Annotated in this window: 13 protein-coding genes and 2 tRNA genes; 6 read left to right on the top strand and 9 right to left on the bottom strand. The window is 70.0% G+C overall.

The features are described from left to right. Positions 1-82 precede the first annotated feature (82 nt). The 4 genes from Q0R63_RS07405 to Q0R63_RS07390 all read left to right on the top strand — a co-directional run bounded on the left by Q0R63_RS07405 (position 83) and on the right by Q0R63_RS07390 (position 3,622). Positions 83-727 carry a TetR/AcrR family transcriptional regulator gene (locus Q0R63_RS07405; protein ID WP_295695858.1) on the top strand — a complete coding sequence of 215 codons (645 nt, stop codon included), beginning with the start codon at positions 83-85 and terminating at the stop codon, positions 725-727. Between the two features lie 221 nt (positions 728-948). Next, on the top strand, positions 949-2,904 hold the full coding sequence (gene dnaG, locus Q0R63_RS07400) for a DNA primase (protein WP_295695856.1): 1,956 nt from the start codon (positions 949-951) through the stop codon (positions 2,902-2,904). Beyond that, positions 2,904-3,422, top strand: a complete 519-nt coding sequence (locus Q0R63_RS07395) for a hypothetical protein (RefSeq protein ID WP_295695854.1) — start codon at positions 2,904-2,906, stop codon at positions 3,420-3,422. The genes dnaG and Q0R63_RS07395 overlap by 1 nt, the downstream gene beginning before the upstream one ends. A gap of 127 nt (positions 3,423-3,549) precedes the next feature. Then, positions 3,550-3,622 (top strand) — tRNA-Asn (locus Q0R63_RS07390). A 39-nt stretch (positions 3,623-3,661) separates the two neighbouring features. Here Q0R63_RS07390 and Q0R63_RS07385 read toward each other — a convergent pair. The 7 genes from Q0R63_RS07385 to Q0R63_RS07355 all read right to left on the bottom strand — a co-directional run bounded on the left by Q0R63_RS07385 (position 3,662) and on the right by Q0R63_RS07355 (position 9,320). Beyond that, a complete protein-coding gene (locus Q0R63_RS07385) occupies positions 3,662-4,189 on the bottom strand; it encodes a flavodoxin/nitric oxide synthase (RefSeq protein ID WP_295695852.1) in 528 nt (175 codons plus the stop codon). A gap of 228 nt (positions 4,190-4,417) precedes the next feature. Continuing rightward, positions 4,418-5,338: an amino acid ABC transporter permease gene (locus tag Q0R63_RS07380; RefSeq protein ID WP_295695850.1), complete on the bottom strand. Its 921-nt coding sequence runs from the start codon at positions 5,336-5,338 to the stop codon at positions 4,418-4,420. Further along, positions 5,335-6,000: an amino acid ABC transporter permease gene (locus Q0R63_RS07375; RefSeq protein ID WP_295695848.1), complete on the bottom strand. Its 666-nt coding sequence runs from the start codon at positions 5,998-6,000 to the stop codon at positions 5,335-5,337. The genes Q0R63_RS07380 and Q0R63_RS07375 overlap by 4 nt, the downstream gene beginning before the upstream one ends. Before the next feature lie 99 nt (positions 6,001-6,099). Continuing rightward, positions 6,100-6,939, bottom strand: a complete 840-nt coding sequence (locus Q0R63_RS07370; protein WP_295695846.1) for a glutamate ABC transporter substrate-binding protein — start codon at positions 6,937-6,939, stop codon at positions 6,100-6,102. 94 nt (positions 6,940-7,033) lie between these two features. Beyond that, the gene (locus Q0R63_RS07365; protein WP_295695920.1) at positions 7,034-7,762 is read right to left on the bottom strand and encodes an amino acid ABC transporter ATP-binding protein; all 729 of its coding nucleotides are present in this window, start codon (positions 7,760-7,762) and stop codon (positions 7,034-7,036) included. A 243-nt stretch (positions 7,763-8,005) separates the two neighbouring features. After that, a complete protein-coding gene (locus Q0R63_RS07360; protein WP_295695843.1) occupies positions 8,006-8,719 on the bottom strand; it encodes a hypothetical protein in 714 nt (237 codons plus the stop codon). A 67-nt stretch (positions 8,720-8,786) separates the two neighbouring features. Beyond that, the gene (locus Q0R63_RS07355) at positions 8,787-9,320 is read right to left on the bottom strand and encodes a CAP domain-containing protein (protein WP_295695841.1); all 534 of its coding nucleotides are present in this window, start codon (positions 9,318-9,320) and stop codon (positions 8,787-8,789) included. A gap of 222 nt (positions 9,321-9,542) precedes the next feature. On the opposite strand from Q0R63_RS07355, the gene Q0R63_RS07350 reads away from it, so the two are divergent. Continuing rightward, positions 9,543-11,441 carry a glycoside hydrolase family 15 protein gene (locus tag Q0R63_RS07350; protein ID WP_295695839.1) on the top strand — a complete coding sequence of 633 codons (1,899 nt, stop codon included), beginning with the start codon at positions 9,543-9,545 and terminating at the stop codon, positions 11,439-11,441. 47 nt (positions 11,442-11,488) lie between these two features. Here Q0R63_RS07350 and Q0R63_RS07345 read toward each other — a convergent pair whose 3' ends face one another. After that, positions 11,489-13,588: an acyltransferase family protein gene (locus tag Q0R63_RS07345; RefSeq protein ID WP_295695837.1), complete on the bottom strand. Its 2,100-nt coding sequence runs from the start codon at positions 13,586-13,588 to the stop codon at positions 11,489-11,491. 141 nt (positions 13,589-13,729) lie between these two features. Between Q0R63_RS07345 and Q0R63_RS07340 the strand changes: the two genes are divergently transcribed. Then, a tRNA-Ile gene (locus Q0R63_RS07340) sits at positions 13,730-13,803 on the top strand. A gap of 7 nt (positions 13,804-13,810) precedes the next feature. Here Q0R63_RS07340 and Q0R63_RS07335 read toward each other — a convergent pair. After that, positions 13,811-14,582, bottom strand: a 772-nt coding sequence (locus Q0R63_RS07335; protein WP_295695835.1) for a site-specific integrase, incomplete at its 5' end; no start/stop codon positions are given.

Genomic DNA, 14,582 nt, shown 5'->3' with positions numbered 1-14,582 from the left:
AGTCTCCGATCGGAGGAAGCCTCCGGTTAACCACATATCGGAGGTTACCTCCGCTTAGCAACACCTGACGAGGATCTTTCTCATGACGACCACCCGCGAGGCCGCCGAGCCCGCCGAGCCCGACGAGAAGGACGAGAAGGACGAGCTGGCGATGCTCGACGCCCTCGTCATCACGGCCGGAGTGCAGCGCCCCAAGCGCGCCGACGCCCGCCGCAACTTCGACGCGCTCCTCGCCGCCGCCCGCGACACGTTCGCCGCCGACGGTCGAGACACCTCGCTCGAGGACGTCGCCAAGCGCGCCGGGGTCGGCATCGGGACGCTCTACCGCAACTTCCCGACCCGCGACGACCTCATCGAGGCGGTCTACGTGGGCGAGGTCGAGGCCATGGTCGAGGCCGCGCGCGAGGCATTGACCGCCGACGCCTGGCCGGGACTGGTCCAGTGGCTGCACCGCTACGTCGCCTACGTCGGCACCAAGAAGGCGCTGATCGAGGGCCTCAACCGCGACCCCGGCAGCTCCGGCGTCTTCCTGCAGTGCCGCACCCTCCTGTATGCCGCCGGCCGTCCGTTGCTGGTGCGCGCCCAGGCCGCCGAGGTGGTGCGCGCCGACGTCGAGATCGAGGAGGTCGTCCGCCTCGTCTCCGGCGTCGCCGGTGTCGCCTTTCCCGACGAGGCACAGCGCGACAAGGTCGTCGACCTCGCGATCGACGGCCTCCGCCCCCGCTGACGACCCGCTGACGACCCGCTACCGGACCCGCTACCGGACCCACTGCCGCCGAGGGGGGCCGCGCGGCCCGGTCGGGACGGCATACGACCCCGCTTGTTGCTTCTGACGTACCCGAATCATGGCTCGGACGCCCTGATTCGGTCACTCGTGAAGCAAGAAGCGGGGTGTCGTAGCCAGCACCTAGACTCGGGACGACCGGAGGGCACCGAAGAGGAGCGCGCGTGGCGGGACGGATCAGGGCGGACGACGTCGCCGCCGTCAAAGAGCGCTCCTCCATCGAGGACGTCGTGCGCGAGCACGTCACGTTGCGCTCCGCCGGCCCGGGTTCGCTCAAGGGGCTGTGTCCCTTCCACGACGAGAAGAGCCCGTCCTTCAACGTCCGGCCAGCCGTCGGGGCCTATCACTGCTTCGGCTGCGGGGAGGGCGGCGACGTCATCTCCTTCGTCCAGAAGCTCGAGCACCTGACCTTCGCCGAGTCCGTCGAGCGGCTCGCGCACAAGATCGGCTTCACGCTGACCTACGAGGACGGCGTCGGCTCCCGCGAGGAGGGCCTCGGCAAGCGCTCGCGGCTGATCGAGGAGCACCGGGTCGCCCAGGAGTACTACGCCGATCAGCTCCTGGACACGACCAACGCCGCCGCCCGCGCCGGGCGCGACTTCATGCGCGAGCGTGGCTTCGACGGCGAGGCGGCCAAGCTGTTCGGCGTCGGCTTCGCCCCCCGAGGTGGCGAGGACCTCACCCGTCACCTGCGGGCCAAGGGCTTCACCGACGACGAGATCGTCCTCGGCGGCCTTGCCGGGCGGGGAAGCCGCGGCCTCTACGACCGGTTCCGCGGCCGGCTGGTCTGGCCGATCCGCGACATCACCGGCGACTGCGTCGGCTTCGGCGCCCGGCGCCTCTTCGACGACGACCGCATCGAGGCGAAATACCTCAACACCTCCGAGACGACGATCTACAAGAAGTCGACCGTCCTCTACGGTCTCGACGCCGCCAAGAAGGCCATCGCCCGCGACCGCACCGCCGTCGTCGTCGAGGGTTACACCGACGTCATGGCCTGCCACGTCTCCGGCGTGGAGACCGCGATCGCCACCTGCGGCACGGCCTTCGGCGTCGACCACATCAAGACGCTGCGCCGGATCATGCGCGACGAGGCCGATCTCGCGCCGGCCAAGGTCATCTTCACCTTCGACGGGGACGCGGCCGGGCAGAAGGCGGCGATGCGGGCCTTCGGCGAGGACCAGCGCTGGGCCTCGCAGTCCTTCGTCGCCGTCGAGAAGTCGGGCATGGACCCGTGCGAGCTGCGCCAGGCGCAGGGCGAGATCGCGGTCCGTGCGTTGGTCGAGGACGCCGTGCCGATGTTCGAGTTCGCCGTCCGGACCACGCTGCGGCGCTTCGACCTCGACACAGCCGAGGGGCGCATCCAGGCCCTGCGGGCCGCCGCCCCCATCGTCGCCAGCATCCGCGACCGGTCGCTCCGGCCGGAGTACTCCCGGGTGCTCGCCGGCCTGCTCGGCGTCGAGGTCGAGCAGGTCACCGGAGAGGTCAGCCGGGCGGCCAAGGCCGGTGCCAAGCCGGCATACGGGGCGGGGGAGCAGGGTCGGGACAGACGCAGCCACCCGGAGCCCAACGAGGCCACCCTCGAGCCGACCGCGGCCGAGCTCGCCGGCCTCCTGCCGCGGCCCGACCTGCACGACCCCGTGGTCCTGCTCGAGCGGCAGCTGCTCCAGGTCATCCTCCAGTTCCCCCACCTGGTCCCGCAGGCCGAGCTGGAGGCTGTCGACCCGTCGGCCTTCGGCGCACCGGCGCACCGGGCGGTCTTCGACGGGGTCGTCGGAGCCGGACTGCTGCCGCGCGACCTCTCGTCGGCGGCCTGGACCGCGGCGGTGACGCAGGCGGCGCCGAGCGCGGTGCACGGGCTCGTCTCCGAGCTCGCCGTGGCCACCCTCCCGGTGATGATGGACAAGACGACCGGGCAGCCCGGGCGGCGCTACGTCGCGTCGCTGACGATGCGGCTGCGCGAGATGTCCCTGACCCGCCGCATCTCCGAGGCGCTGAGCCAGCTGCGCCGGCTCGGGACGTCCGGTGAGGCCGACCCCGCCCACCAACGCGAGCTCAGTGTCGAGCTCCAGACCCTCCAGCGCGAGCTCGCCGTGCTGCGCACCCAGGAAGAGGACTGATGCGCCTGCCCTTCGGCCGCAAGGCGACCACCCCCGACGAGATCACGGCGGCACTCGAGCTCGGTAGGGGAGAGAAGCTCCTCTCCGCCGCGAGCGACACCGACTCCGGCGTGTGGCTGGTCTGCACCAACCACGCGCTCGTGCTGGTGCACCCGAGCGACGGAGTCGTCTGGCGGCGGCCCTGGCACGATGTCGACCGAGGGTCGTGGGACGGTGAGAGCAGCCTGCTCACCGTGACGTGGGCCGACCGCGGCCGGCCGGGTCAGTGGCGGCTCGGCGACGAGGCGCTGTTCCTCCAGACGCTGCGCGAGCGGGTCCAGGCCAGCGTCGTCCTCACCCAGGAGCTGCCGCTGTCGGGCCGCCGCACCGGCCGCGCTGTCATCCGCCAGGACCTCGCGACCGGCGACCTGATCGAGCAGGTGGTCCTCGGCCGGGGAGTGGGCGACGACCCCGAGGTCGAGGCGGCCTGCGCGATCGCCTTCGCCTTCCTGCGCGAACAGGTCGGTATGCCGTCCTGACCGGTCGGCGCGCCCCTCACCGACGTGCTGCCCAAGCCCGCCCCGACCGCACGCCCGGTCGTTTTCACTCTGGCCCCGGACCTTTGCTAACCTTGCCCGGCGCACCAGCGCGCGGCCTCACGGCCGTTCCCCTGTAGCTCAATTGGCAGAGCAGCCGACTGTTAATCGGCAGGTTACTGGTTCGAGTCCAGTCGGGGGAGCAATGTCAGAGGGCACTGGCCTGAGCCAGGTCGACCGGCTCACGACGGGGCTCTGCTGCCTGCGGAGACATCGGCCCCCAAGCCCTCGCCCCAGGCGCGGGCCCGGTCGAGCTCGCCGTCGACCAGCGGGCCCTCGACGCCCTCGACGTAGAAGCTCTCGGGTGGGCCGGCCGAGCGGTAGCCCAGCTTGTGGACGAGCTTCGCCGCTCCCTTCGCCGCAGAACCCGGGAGATGGCGGACCTTGCCGACGCGGGTGTCGAACGTCGCCACCGGCGCGGAGTGTCGCCCCCTCTCCAGGTGACCCAGCCACTCGCGCAGTCCCACCGCGGCGGTCCCGTGGGTGGCGCCCTTGCTGAAGGCCTCCTCGCGGGTCGACTGCTTGGTCATCGAGAAGGCATGCGTCGGCCCGCCGGCGACCACGAGATCCAGCTGCTCGTCGATCACCGGGGGAGCGGCGGTGACCTCGACCAGCTCGACCTCGAGCGTCGTGGCCAACCCCGTAGCGATGGCCTGGGCCACCTTCTCGCTGTTGCCGAACAGAGACTCGTCGACGACGAGTGCCTTCATGACCTGATCCCTTCCTGAGCGCGTCACGACCGACGGTCGGACTCCTCTCCAGCATGGTCAGGATCGTCCCGCCCCCACAGGGACCTTGGGCCCTCGACCGGACCGCCTGTCCCGGATCCCACGGCGGCGGCGCGGGGGGATCGGGGCCGGAAGAGATCGGGTGGAGATCACCCCGTCAGGGCGTGGTCATGTCCACCCGATCCTCACCAACGAGGCGCTGACGGCGGCTCAGGCGCTCCGGGTGGGTGCCCGCTCGAGGACGAGCGGCGGCACGGCGCCGCCGCCGCCGACTCCGCCGACTCGCTTGACCGTCGCCCGGCCCCGTCCCCGCAGTCGTCGCTCGACGCGACCCGCCACCACGGAGAGGGTGTAGTTGATGCCGATGAAGATCAGCGCGATGACGAACATCGCGGGCACGATGTTGGACCAGGTCGAGCCGATCTGCTGGTAGGTGTTGAGCAGCTCGGGATAGGTGATGATCTGGCCGAGCGCGGTGTCCTTGAGGACGACCACGAGCTGGCCCACCAGAGCGGGGAGCATGGCGGTGACGGCCTGCGGCAGCTCGATCTGCCGCAGGGTCTGGCCCGACGTCAGGCCGATCGTCAGCCCGGCCTCGGACTGCCCTCGGGGCAGGCTGGCGACACCCGACCGGAGCAGCTCCGCCACGACCGAGCCGTTGTAGAGCGTCAGGCCGGTGACCACCGCGGCCAGTGCGTTGACGTCGCTGACGAAGACGTTGTTGAAGCTGAAGTAGTAGAAGGCCGCGATCATCATCACCAGGACCGGCACCGACCGGAAGAGCTCGATCACGACGGTGCAGACCCAGCGGACCACCGCCACGTGCGACATCCGGCTGATCCCGAAGACCAGCCCGAAGACGAGGGCGAGGACGATCGAGATCGCCGCCGCCTTGAGGGTGTTGAGGAGCCCGGGCACGATGTAGTCGACCCAGAGGTTGGCGTCGATGTCGTTGACGCTCACCCCGATGAACGGCTTCCACTTGTCCGCCTGCAGCTGGCCCTTCTCGCCGAGCTTCCAGAGGGCGAAGGCGAGGAAGGCGAGGACCACGAGGCCGCCCACCACGCCGCCGATCCGGTGTCGCGCCCGCGCCCTCGGGCCGGGAGCGTCGAACAGGATGGAGTCGGTCACCGCTTCACCGCCAGCCGGCCGGACAGCCAGCTCGTGGCGAGTCCCATGGGCAGCGTGATGACGACGAACCCGGCGGCCACGACGAGGATGATCGGCAGGATGAGGTCGATACGGTCCTCGGTCATGGTCTTCTGCAGGCCGCTGATCTCGGCCACCCCGATCGCCGTCGCGACGGTGGTGTTCTTGGCCAGCGCGATGAGGGTGTTGCCGAGCGGGGTGATCGCGCCCCTCACGGCCTGGGGGAGCAGGACCTGGACCAGGCTCTGACCGAAGGTCAGCCCGATGGACCGGGCGGCCTCGGCCTGGCCGACCGGCACGGTGTTCACCCCACTGCGCAGCGACTCGCAGACGAACGCGGCGTGGTAGACGGTCAGCCCGATGATCGCCCAGTAGACGTTGTCGCGAGCGATGTCCTCGGTGAAGCTGAAGCCGAGGTTGACGATCATCACGATGTTGCTCGCGATGATGATCAGCGTCAGCGGGGTGTTGCGAAAGACGTTGACGTAGAGCGCACCGACCTTCTGGAACAGCGGCACCGGCGAGACCCGCAGGACCGCCACGAGCGTGCCGAGCACGGCTGCACCGATGGCCGCGAAGAACGTCAGCAGGAGCGTCATGCCGAATGCCGCAAGGATCGGGTAGGTCGCGAACAGCTCACCCATGGAGTGCCTTTCCGCAAGGGGTGGTGGTGGGACAGGTCAGCCCAGTGCGGGGTATGCCGGGTGCTCGGCCGAGCACCCGGCACACCGCCGGCCGTTGAGTCAGGAGCAGGCAGCCGCGGTGGGCGGGTTGCCCGCGCCCGGCTTGAAGCCGGCCGGGCCCAGCCACTTGTCGACCGACTTCTGCCACTCGCCGGAGCTGATGAACGTGGCCAGTGCCGTGGTGACCTGCGTGCAGAAGGCGGTGTCGCCCTTCTTCAGGCCGACGCCGTAGTTCTCGGTCGAGAACGTCGTGCCGACGACCTTGAGCTGGCCCTTGTTGGCGGCCTGAGCGGCATACCCGGCGAGGATGGTGTTGTCGGTCGTCAACGCGTCGACGTTTCCGGCCTTGAGGGCGTCGACGCACAGCGTGTAGGTGTTGTATTCCTGGAGCTGGACGCCGGGGTACTTCTTCTGCAGGTTGGACGCCGAGGTCGAGCCCTTGACCGAGCAGAGCTTCTTGCCGGTCAGCGTGTCGGGGCCGGTGATCGCCGTCTCGTCGGACTTCACGAGCAGGTCCTGGCCGGCGACGAAGTACGGGCCGGCGAAGGAGACCTTCGCCTTGCGCGTGTCGGTGATCGAGTAGGTGCCGACGATGTATTTCACCTGGCCCGTCGAGATCAGCGTCTCGCGCTGCGAGGAGATGGCCTCGACGAACTGCGGCGTGTAGTTGAGCTCCTTGGCGACGTAGTTGGCGACGTCGACGTCGAAGCCCTCGTAGGTGGACCCGCTCTTCAGTCCGAGACCCGGCTGGTCGAACTTGATGCCGACCTTCACGGTCTGTCCGGCACCGCCGGCGGCCCCTCCTGTCGACCCGGTGCCGGGGCTGCCGCTACCGCAGGCCGCGAGGCTGGTGGCCGTCAGGGCCGCCACGGCGATGGCGCTGATGCGTCCGAACTTCATCTGGTTCCTCCTGGTTGTGCGAGCGGCCCCGTCCGGCACCGATCGGCGAACATCGGGGGTGAATGTGCTTGCAGGACAGTCGGATCGGCATCCCTCAATGCGAGAGGATCTTGCCGAGGAAGTCCTTGGCGCGCTCGGACCGGGGGTGGGTGAAGAAGACCTCGGGCTCGGCGGCCTCGACGATCTGACCGTCGGACATGAAGACGACCCGGTCGGCCGCCCGGCGCGCGAACCCCATCTCGTGGGTCACGACGATCATCGTCATCCCGGACCTGGCCAGCTCGACCATGACGTCGAGGACCTCGTTGATCATCTCGGGGTCGAGTGCCGAGGTGGGCTCGTCGAAGAGCATCACCTTGGGGTCCATCGCGAGGGAGCGGGCGATCGCGACGCGCTGCTGCTGACCACCGGAGAGCTGGGCGGGATATTTCTCCGACTGATGGGCGACACCGACCCGCTCGAGGAGCTCCGTGGCGCGCTTGTCCGCCTCGGCCTTGCTCCGTTTCCGGACCCGGATCGGGCCGAGCGTGACGTTCTCGAGGATCGTCTTGTGCGCGAAGAGGTTGAAGCTCTGGAAGACCATCCCCACGTCGGCCCGCAGCTGGGCCAGGGCCTTGCCCTCCTCGGGCAGCTCCTGGCCGTCGATCCTGATCGACCCGGACTCGAAGGTCTCGAGCCGGTTGATCGTGCGGCAGAGCGTCGACTTGCCGGAGCCGGACGGGCCGAGGACGACCACGACCTCACCCTTGCCGACGGTGAGGTCGATGTCCTGGAGGACGTGCAGGTCGCCGTAGTACTTGTCGACCCCGACGATCTCGACCATCGGTGCGCGGGTCACGACGGAGTGGGAGGGCGCGGGGGACGGCGGGGTCGCCGGAGCCGGGCTGTGGTCCCACGGGGCGTCGCTCATTCCGGCAACCTACCTGCCGGGACCACGTTCTCGGGCAACTGTCAGCCAACGGTCATCGAATTGTGAGCAAGTCGCGCTACGGCGACCGCCGGACGACGCCGCAGCTGCTCCGGCGCACGGGCCCCGGCGGCCGAGGACCTCACGACCCCGAGGACCTCAGTATGCCGCCGGGCGAGTCTCCTCGAGCCGCTGGCGCAGCAGCGCGATGAGCATGTCGGGGGTGGTTGCCCGCCGCGCAAAGAGGAGCTCCACCCGGCCACCACCGTCGACGTCGACCCAGGCGAGCTGGACCCCCCACGGGTCCAGCTCGCTGAGGCAGGCGCCGGCGACGTCATCGACGGAGCAGTCGGCCACGGTCGCGGCATACGCCCGCAGGTCCGCCTGGTGGCAGTGCGTGAGGTGGGCCATCAGCGATCTCGCGCTCGTCACCAGCGGGTCCGGCTCGAAGTCGAGGTAGGCGTCCACGGGGAGCTCGCGCTGCACCACGGTGGGCGACGAAAGGTCGTCGTACTCCACGACGACCCTGGTGACCGCCAGTGCGACGAGGAGGTGTCCGTCGGCGTGAGCGCGGCCGCCGCCGGCCAGCACGAGCCGGCCGGTGAGGACGACCGACACGGTGGCCGGGTGGGCGCGGGCGTCCTCGACGGTGAGCCGGGCCGGGGACCCCACGGCGCCGGCGAGCGCGGAGTCCGGGAGGCACGGGAAGGTCGGCGTCCCGTCCTGCTCGAGCAGGTCGATGACGTCCTGCCCGGCGGGGGCCTGGGCGATGCCCGTCACGAAGAGCGAGGCGGAGCTCGCGCTGGAGAGGGTCGTGCGGGCCAGCTCGGCGAGGCTGCGAGGCACGCTGCCTGTCCGGGAGGACGTGTCCATGACTCCCCTTCGTCGGTAGTTAGGTAAGCCTAACCTAAAACCGACCCGGCAGGCAGTCAGGTCGGAGTCAGCGCAGGGCGAACTCGACGGAGACCCAGTAGAAGCCCTTGGAGTCACGGACGACGGCGACGGACTGCTGGTTGAACTTGGAGCGCAGGATGTTGGCCTTGTGCTCCGGCGAGTTCATCCAGGCGGTGAAGAGCACGTCGGCGGAGACGTTGCCCTTGGCGATGTTCTCGCCCACGGTGCGCCATCCGGGGCAGGCCGCCGCGAGGTTGTCGAGGCTCTGGTGGGTCATCTGCTGGCTCTTGGCCATCGAGCCGGCCCAGCGGGTGGCGACGGGAGGCAGGCACGAGGAGGTGCTGAGGGCGGGGAGCCCAGCCTTGGCGCGGGCCTGGTTGGTGAGGGTGACGAGGCGGGCGGCATACGAGGTGGGGGAGACGACGCGCACGGAGGACGCGGTGGACGCGCTGTAGGCAGAGCTGGCCTTCGGCGACGCGGCGGCCGCGGCAGGGGCCACGGTCAGGGCGGTGGCGGTCGCGGCGAGGGCCGTGGAGGCGAGGAGGACGGAAGCGATTCGGGACTTCGGGAAGTTGATCATGTAACTAGTTTCGGACCCCTCCGCCCGACGGATCGGTTGTTCTGGGTGAAGTGGGGCGAACGATTTCGTGGTGCGGCCAAACGGATGATGCCGAATCGGTTGAATCGGACATCGCTGGTGATCTCCGTCTCTTTCACCTTCTCTATACCTTCCGTTGACCGATCCTTCACCGTCCGTGGACGCCCTGTGGCGGGTGCCCCAGCCGGAGGGGATCATCGACGCATGAGTGGATCCACGCGCCCTGCGCACGACGGCATCACCCTCGGCAGCTCGCGGACGGTCCCCATCGGCGACTACGGGTTCCTCTCCGACGGCGAGGCGACCGCGCTGCTCGCCCCCGGCGGGTCCATCGACTGGATGTGCCTGCCCCGGATGGACTCGCCGAGCGTCTTCGGGGCCATCCTCGGCGGTCACGCAGGCCACTTCCGGATCGCTCCGGCCGACACGATGGTGCCGGCCGCCCGGCGCTACCTGCCGGGCACGATGATCCTCGAGACGAGCTGGGGCTCGGGCAGCGGTTGGGTCATCGTGCGGGACGCCCTGCTCATCGGGCCGTGGCGCCACGAGGACGAGATGTCGCACACGCACCGGCGCACCCCGACCGACTACGACGCCGAGCACATCCTGCTCCGCACGCTGCGGTGCGTCTCGGGCGACGTGCAGATCGTTATGGAGTGCGAGCCGGTGCTCGACTACGGCCGGGAGAAGGTGCGCTGGGAGTACACCGACAAGATGTACCACCAGGCGCGGACGGTGGCCGCGATCGAGGGACTCCCGACCCTGACCCTGACGACGGACCTGCGGCTGGGCTTCGAGGGGGGTCAGGCCACGGCCCGGACCATGCTCAAGGAGGGTGACGTGCGCTACGTCGCGCTCTCGTGGGGGAGCAAGGAGCCGCCGCTGGACTACGCCGATGCCTACGCACGCCAGGTGTGGACGGCCCACCACTGGCAGCACTGGCTGGCCCGCGGGCAGTTCCCCGATCACCCGTGGCGCAGCCACCTGCAGCGCAGCGCCCTCACGCTCAAGGGGCTCACCTATGCCCCGACCGGCGCGATCGCCGCAGCCGCGACGACGTCACTGCCCGAGACGCTCGGTGGGGGGCGCAACTACGACTACCGCTACTCGTGGATCCGTGACGCCACCTTCGCGCTCTGGGCGATGTACTCCCTCGGCTTCGACTGGGAGGCGGTCGACTTCTTCTCCTTCATCGCCGACCTCGCCGAACGCGACGAGGACCTCCAGATCATGTACGGCGTCGGCGGCGAGCGGGACCTCGTGGAGTCCGAGCTCGACCACCTGCCCGGGTATGCCAACTCGCGCCCCGTCCGCATCGGCAACGCCGCGAGCACCCAGCAGCAGCACGACGTCTGGGGCGCGCTCCTGGACTCCGTCTACCTCCACTCGCGCGCGGCCGACCACCTCGACAGCCGGATCTGGCCCATCCTCGGCAACCAGGTGAACGCCGCCCTGAAGAACTGGCGCGACCCGGACGCCGGCATCTGGGAGGTGCGCGGCGAGCTGAAGCACTTCACGTCGTCGAAGATCATGTGCTGGGTCGCCGTCGACCGCGGTGCCAAGCTCGCCTCGATGATCGGGCAGTCGGCCGAGGCAGCGATCTGGGAGCAGGCCGCCGAGGAGATCAAGCAGGACATCCTCACGCACGGCGTCGACTCGCGGGGGGTCTTCACCCAGTACTACGGCAGTACCGCCCTCGACGCGTCGCTGCTGCTCGCCCCGCTCCTGCGCTTCCTCCCGCCGGACGACGAGCGGGTCCGGGCCACGGTGCTGGCCATCGCCGACGAGCTCACCGACAACGGGCTCGTGCTGCGCTACAGGGTCGAGGAGACCGACGACGGGTTCACCGGGGACGAGGGCACCTTCACGATCTGTTCGTTCTGGCTGGTCTCCGCGCTCTCCGAGATCGGGGAGACGAAGCGGGCGCACGAGCTCTGCGCCAAGCTGCTCGCCTTCGCCGGCCCGCTCGAGCTCTACGCGGAGGAGATCGACGCCAACACCGGCCAGCACCTGGGCAACTTCCCGCAGGCCTTCACCCACCTCGCCCTCATCAATGCCGTCCTGCACGTGATCCGGGACGAGGAGAACGAGAGCCCGTCATGACGACCGCAGCTTCGCCTGACCCGGTTCGCTGGGGCCGCGGGCAGCGGCTAGAGCCGCAGCGCTGGCACGAGCAGCGGGGCGAGGTGCAGGGAGTAGGTGCGGGTCATGTGGCCGATGTCGACCAGGACCACGCGGTTGCCGACGACCGATGGGCAGGAGCGGTCCCAGCAGAACCACGGTGAGACGTCGACGAACGCGACACCGTGCCTGGCGGCCATCGCCTTCTGGGCAGCGCGGCTGGTGACGATCGCGTCACTCTCCGCGGAGGTGCAGGTGGCGAGCGTCGCGCCATCCTGCTGCAGGCAGTCGACCGGCTTCTTCGCCTGCCCGGGAGCGTCGGCGAGAACGACGACCCGGCCAGCCACCTTCGACAGGTCGGTGAGCATCTGCTCCGTCGCCGCTTCCCAGCCGGGACCCTGGTCGTAGGCGTTGACGACGAGCAGGTCAGGATGGATCGTCGCGAGCTGGCCGAGCGCCCACGTGTACCAGACCCCGCACTGGGCGTTGCGGTCGCTGCCGAGGTACTCCCCGAAGTCGCAGGCTTCCTTGACGACGGGGAAGAGCTGCCAGCCCTGCTGCTTCGCCACGGACTGGAAGGCGGGGACCCAGGCGACGGCGTGGCTGTTGCCGAAGAGCACCATCGTCCGGTGCGACGACGCGTCGCCGAACTGGCAGATGGTGTTGGACTCCTTGTGGTAGCCGCTGCAGTCGCCGATGGTGGTCTGCTCGGTCGGGATCTTGGCGATGGTGGGGGAGAGGTTGGCGGGGATCGGCTCGCCCGCGCGGGCCGCGAGCACGGCCTTGCGTACCTCGGCCCCTCCGGGCGGGTCTGCCGTCGCGGCCTGCCCGGTGCCTACAGTGGCCTGCTGCGGCAGCCTGGCGTTGCCGGAGGCAGCGGTCGCGACGACGAGCACGAGCGCCACCGGCCAGAGCAGCAGCGAGCGGCGGCGCCGAGCCGTCCCGCGCACGAGCGGCAGCCGCCGCACGGGGTTCTCCACGAGGTGGTAGGAGAGGGTCGCGAGGACCATTGCCACGACCAGGAGCAGCGCGGACTGCCGCAGTCGCAGCTCACCACCGACGTAGGCCGCGCCCAGCACGAGGAGCGGCCAGTGCCAGAGGTAGAGCGAGTAGGAGATGTCGCCGACGAATCGGAAGGGGGTCGACCCGAGGAGCCGGTGCGCGCCCGCGCGGGGGGTGCCCACCCCACCGGCCAGCACGGCGACGGTGGCGAGCGTCGGGAGCAGTGCGGCGGTGCCCGGCATCGGCGTGGTGTCGGTGAAGGCGAGGGCGGCGACGACGATGCCGGCGAGGCCGAGCCAGGTGAGGGCGGCCCGCACCCGCTCGGGCACCCGCTCGAGGTACGGCGCCACGGTGGCGAGGAGTGCGCCCAGCACGAGCTCGTACGCCCGCGCGAAGGTCGAGAAGTACGCCGTCGTCGGCTCGAGCGGAGTCTGGTGCACCGACCAGGCGAGCGACGTACCGCCGAGGACGACGAGCAGCACGACGACCCGCACCCGGGGCACCCCGTCCCCGCCCGACTGCGGTCGGTGGCTCCCCACCCGTCGGCTGCCGGACGAGAGCCCGGGATAGGTGCTGCGATGGCGCGCCCACACGGTGGGCACGATCGTCACCGCGAGGGCGAGGACGGCCGGCCAGACCAGGTAGTACTGCTCCTCCACCGCGAGCGACCAGAAGTGCTGCAGGGGTGAGGTGTCGGCGGTGCCGAAGTAGTCGGTGCCGTCGCTGCCGAACTTCAGGTTGGCGGCGATGAAGCCCGCCCAGACGCTGTCGAGCAGGACTGCCCGCGCCCGCAGGGGGTTGAGCACGAGCATGGACGCGATCGCGGTCGCGACGATGACCAGGGTCGCCGCTGGCAGGATCCGCAGGGCCCGGCGGGCGTAGAAGGTCGTGAAGTGCACCCGCCCGCGCGCCACGTCACCGAGCAGCAGCCCGGTGATGAGGAAGCCCGAGATGACGAAGAACACGTCGACCCCGACGTAGCCTCCCGCGACCCCCGGCACGTGCGCGTGACTGAGCAGGACCAAGCCCACGGCGACTGCGCGCAGCCCCTGCACGTCGGGCCGGAATCCCTTCCCCCGGTGGGGACCCGTGGCGGCAGCCTCGGTCGTCGGGAGGGGCTGGTGCACCGGCACAGTGTAGACGGCCGGACCCGGGCGTCCTGGGCACCCGAGGCCCGCCCGCGATGCGTGTCAGGGCCCGATAGGCTCACCCCGGCGCCGTGCCCCCCGGCATACGACCCTCAAGCCGTATGCCGCGTGCTCGCCGCTGGGGCAGTAGCTCAGTCGGTCAGAGCAGCGGACTCATAATCCGTCGGTCGTGGGTTCAAGCCCCACCTGCCCCACGGATGTTTACGCAGGTGAGAGGCCTATGCGCCTCTCGGCTAGGTCCGCCACGGACGCCTCGGGGCACACTCGGGGCACACGAGCAAAAGCCGCGGCCTCGTCCAGCCGCTCGGCCACCGCGTCGAGGTCGTCGTCGAAGAGGCCTGAGTAGACGTCTAACGTCATCGCAGCGCTGGCGTGGCCGAGCATCCGTTGGACGCTCTTGACGTTCGCGCCGGCGCTCACCGCGAGCGACGCCGCCGTGTGGCGCAGTTCGTGCGGTGTGAGTCCTTCGAGTCCCGCCACGACGGCCGCTCGGTCGAAACACCGTCGGCGGAAGTTCATCAGGCGCAGCACCGAACCGGTCGGACTCGTGAACACGTACTCGTCGGGTGCCTTGCCGGCCATGTGCACGGCGAGGTCGTCGACCAGGGACCGGGGGACAGGGACCGACCGTTGCTGGTGAGACTTCGGTGTCCCGGTCACCAGGCGACCACCGACCTCGGTCACGGACTCCCCGACCTCGAGCCGGCGCCGCAACAGGTCGACACGGCCGACCCGGAGCGCGGCCAGCTCGCCGTACCGCAGGCCGCAGTAGGCCAGGATCAGGACGACGAGCCGGTACTCTCCCGCGGCATCGGCAAGCTCCGTCACCTGCTCGTGCGTCAGGAACCTCTTCTCGACTTTTCGCGCTCGCGGCAACCGCACACCCTCGGCTGGGTTCCGCATGATCCGGCCGTCACGGACGGCCAGAGTCAGCATCAGGGAGAACACCCGGTGCGCCTGACGAACGCTCGAG

This window comes from Lapillicoccus sp. (genome assembly GCF_025353065.1).
Lineage (GTDB): Bacteria > Actinomycetota > Actinomycetes > Actinomycetales > Dermatophilaceae > Lapillicoccus.
This window is presented reverse-complemented; position numbering and strand designations above follow the sequence as displayed.

Excerpts from the sequence above, each read along its gene's own strand:
- Q0R63_RS07405 (WP_295695858.1), top strand. The coding sequence starts at position 83 with ATGACGACCACCCGCGAGGCCGCCGAGCCCGCCGAGCCCGACGAGAAG.
- Q0R63_RS07395 (WP_295695854.1), top strand. The coding sequence starts at position 2,904 with ATGCGCCTGCCCTTCGGCCGCAAGGCGACCACCCCCGACGAGATCACG.
- Q0R63_RS07385 (WP_295695852.1), bottom strand. The coding sequence starts at position 4,189 with ATGAAGGCACTCGTCGTCGACGAGTCTCTGTTCGGCAACAGCGAGAAG.
- Q0R63_RS07375 (WP_295695848.1), bottom strand. The coding sequence starts at position 6,000 with ATGGGTGAGCTGTTCGCGACCTACCCGATCCTTGCGGCATTCGGCATG.
- Q0R63_RS07370 (WP_295695846.1), bottom strand. The coding sequence starts at position 6,939 with ATGAAGTTCGGACGCATCAGCGCCATCGCCGTGGCGGCCCTGACGGCC.
- Q0R63_RS07365 (WP_295695920.1), bottom strand. The coding sequence starts at position 7,762 with ATGGTCGAGATCGTCGGGGTCGACAAGTACTACGGCGACCTGCACGTC.
- Q0R63_RS07360 (WP_295695843.1), bottom strand. The coding sequence starts at position 8,719 with ATGGACACGTCCTCCCGGACAGGCAGCGTGCCTCGCAGCCTCGCCGAG.
- Q0R63_RS07355 (WP_295695841.1), bottom strand. The coding sequence starts at position 9,320 with ATGATCAACTTCCCGAAGTCCCGAATCGCTTCCGTCCTCCTCGCCTCC.
- Q0R63_RS07350 (WP_295695839.1), top strand. The coding sequence starts at position 9,543 with ATGAGTGGATCCACGCGCCCTGCGCACGACGGCATCACCCTCGGCAGC.